The organism is Candidatus Collinsella stercoripullorum, from assembly GCF_027669965.1.
In the GTDB taxonomy this organism is placed as follows: Bacteria; Actinomycetota; Coriobacteriia; order Coriobacteriales; family Coriobacteriaceae; genus Collinsella; species Collinsella stercoripullorum.
Window position 1 is genome coordinate 1 of record NZ_JAQECM010000063.1, and the last position, 2,624, is coordinate 2,624.

Consider the following 2,624-nt stretch of genomic DNA (forward strand, 5'->3'; position numbering starts at 1 on the left):
GGCCGGCGGGCTTTCCGACCGCCGGGCGCCGCGGCCGCGCGCGTCGCCGGGGCGTCAGCCCGCGAGGCGCGCGCGGATGGCCTCGACCTGGCGTATGGCGCGGTTGACGCGGTAGCGGGCGTCGTCGATCTGCCCTTGGACGTAGAGGTCGACGAAGGGGTTGTCGAGGAACACGTCGGCGGCGCCGACGAACCCTCCGGTCTCGATGCCCCAGCCGCTCGCGCCCTCGACGTCGCGCAGCTCGCGCACGAAGTCCGCGAGCGCGTCGCGGGCGGACTCGAGCTCGTCCTGCGCCCGCGACATCTTGCCGCGCTTGACCATCGACGAGAGGAACCCGCCCGCGAAGATGTCGAACGCGCCCCAGTTGCCGGCGGAGTGCAGGTACTCCTCGGCGCGATGCAGGTGCTCGAGCGCGACGTCGGCGGCCTCGATGGCCTGACGGCGCTCCCGGTCCCGGTCGGCGTCCATGTGCGTGCTCCCTTCCGGCTGACCGCCCCTGAGCGGCGCCTACTCGACCGTCCCGTACATGCTTCCCCAGCCGTGCGCGGCGAGCGCCGAGTTCAGCTGGTCGCAGAGGCGCCGGCGGTCGTAGACGCCGGGCGGCAGCAGGGTCACAATCTCCATGAGGTCGGGCGCGAGGTCGAGGATCTCGGCCTGGACCACCAGGTCGAGGCGGTCGACCGTCTCGCGGCCGGCGTACATGCCGTCGACCAGGCGCTGCAGGTCGCCGAACTCCTCAGCTTGTATGGAACCGAGCCTCATGTGGCCTCCTCGCGCTCGTGTGCTCGGCGTCTAATCTACCACGGAAGCCGCGTCGCGGGCGCCGGCGGCCGCGGCCGGGCACGACGCGGGGGACCGCCCTGCCTGTCGTCACGGCTTCGACGCCGGCCGCGGCCGGCGCACGACGCGGGGCCGCGCCGCGCGCCGGCCCCTCCCGCGCTTCTGGCGTTTTCGCCGTCTCGCGCGGGGACACACGACGGAAACACGCATGCAGGTATACTTACTCCCTGTTTGTACCGCGGCGTCCGGCCCGCCGACTCGGGGCCGCTCGTCTGAAGGGAAGAGGGAGCCCGCCATGCAAACCATGTACGAGAAGATGGAGACAGCCGAGCTCGATGCGGCGATCGCCCAGCTCGAGGCAGAGGTCGCGGAGGTGAAGGCGAAGGGCCTCGCGCTCGACATGGCGCGCGGCAAGCCCTCGCCCGCTCAGGTCGACATCTCCCGCCCGATGCTTGACATCCTGAGCAGCACCGCCGACCTCACCGACGAGGGCGTCGACTGCTCCAACTACGGTTGCTTCGAGGGCATCCCCTCCGCGCGCCGCCTGGCCGGCGAGTTCCTCGGCGTGCCCGCCGAGCAGACCATCGTGCTGGGCTCCTCGAGCCTGAACATCATGCAGTCGGTCCTCATCCACTACTGGGAGAAGGGCGTCCCCGGCCACACCCCCTGGAGCAAGCTCGACCGCGTGAAGTTCCTGTGTCCCGCCCCCGGCTACGACCGCCACTTCGGCATCACCCAGGACCTGGGTATCGAGAACGTCCCCGTGCGCATGACCGAGACCGGCCCCGATATGGACGAGGTCGAGCGCCTCGTGGCCGCCGACGACTCCATCAAGGGCATGTTCTGCGTGCCCAAGTACTCCAACCCCACGGGCATCACCTACTCCGAGGAGACGGTGCGCCGCCTCGCGACGATGAAGGCCGCGCCCGACTTCCGTATCGTGTGGGACAACGCCTACGCGGTGCACGACCTCACCGACGAGCCCGACGTCCTCGCCAACGTGTTCGACTTCGCGCGCGAGGCGGGCACCGAGGACCGCATCCTCGCGGTGGCGTCGACCTCCAAGATCACCTTCCCGGGCGCCGGCATCGCCTTCTTCGGGTCGAGCCCGGCCAACGTCGCCGAGGTCGCGAGCACCCTCAAGGTCGGCCTCATCAGCGCCGACAAGCTCAACCAGCTGCGCCACGTGCGCTTCCTCCCCACCCTCGAGGCGGTGCGCGCCCACATGCGCAAGCACGCCGAGTTCCTGCGCCCGCGCTTCGCGTGCGTCGAGGAGAAGCTCGAGCAGGGGCTCGCGGGGACCGGCTGCGGCTCCTGGTCGCATCCCAACGGCGGGTACTTCGTGTCCTTCGACGGCCCCGAGGGCACCGCGAAGCGCGTCGGCGCCCTGTGCGCCGAGATGGGCGTGAAGCTCACCCCGGCGGGCGCCACGTGGCCCGGCGGGTACGACCCGTACGATTCGAACATCCGCATCGCGCCGACCTACCCGTCGGTGGAGGAGCTCTCCGCGGCGCTCGACGTGCTGGTGCTGGCCGTCAAGCTCGCCTCCGCCGAGGTCGCGCGCGCTGCCCGCGCCTGATCCGGGGCCTGGCGGCGGGCGCCCGGCGGCATGATGCGCCAGAGCATGGCACGGGGGCCGTCCCGCCTGCCGCCATCCGCCGCCATGGCGGCGGGGCCGCCCGCCCGGTGCCGGCCGGTATGACCGATGACGAGAAGAGGAGCGACGCTGGCTATGGCCGACGACGAGTTTTTCGATGACGAGCAGGAGCTGATGGATGCCGTCGGGCGCCCCGCGGAGGGCGACGCTGCCCCCGCGGCCGCGCCCGCCGCGCCGGCGGGCGACG

Annotated in this window: 3 protein-coding genes; 1 reads left to right on the plus strand and 2 read right to left on the minus strand. The window is 71.8% G+C overall.

Annotated features, from left to right (window positions below; translation table 11 throughout):
- Window positions 1–54: 54 nt before the first annotated feature.
- Together PHA29_RS09610 and PHA29_RS09615 are read right to left on the minus strand one after the other, a co-directional pair.
- Window positions 55–468 carry a hypothetical protein gene (locus PHA29_RS09610; RefSeq protein WP_270405522.1) on the minus strand — a complete coding sequence of 138 codons (414 nt, stop codon included), beginning with the start codon at window positions 466–468 and terminating at the stop codon, window positions 55–57.
- A 39-nt stretch (window positions 469–507) separates the two neighbouring features.
- Window positions 508–762, minus strand: a complete 255-nt coding sequence (locus PHA29_RS09615) for a hypothetical protein (protein ID WP_270405523.1) — start codon at window positions 760–762, stop codon at window positions 508–510.
- Window positions 763–1,075: 313 nt separating this feature from the next.
- On the opposite strand from PHA29_RS09615, the gene PHA29_RS09620 reads away from it, so the two are divergent.
- Entirely contained in the window at window positions 1,076–2,359 is a 1,284-nt protein-coding gene (locus PHA29_RS09620) for an aminotransferase class I/II-fold pyridoxal phosphate-dependent enzyme (RefSeq protein ID WP_270405524.1), read from the plus strand.
- The last annotated feature ends 265 nt before the right edge of the window (window positions 2,360–2,624 follow it).

Bases quoted from the DNA above. Each gene is read 5' to 3' on its own strand.
- PHA29_RS09610 (WP_270405522.1), bottom strand. From the start codon at position 468: ATGGACGCCGACCGGGACCGGGAGCGCCGTCAGGCCATCGAGGCCGCC.
- PHA29_RS09615 (WP_270405523.1), bottom strand. From the start codon at position 762: ATGAGGCTCGGTTCCATACAAGCTGAGGAGTTCGGCGACCTGCAGCGC.
- PHA29_RS09620 (WP_270405524.1), top strand. From the start codon at position 1,076: ATGCAAACCATGTACGAGAAGATGGAGACAGCCGAGCTCGATGCGGCG.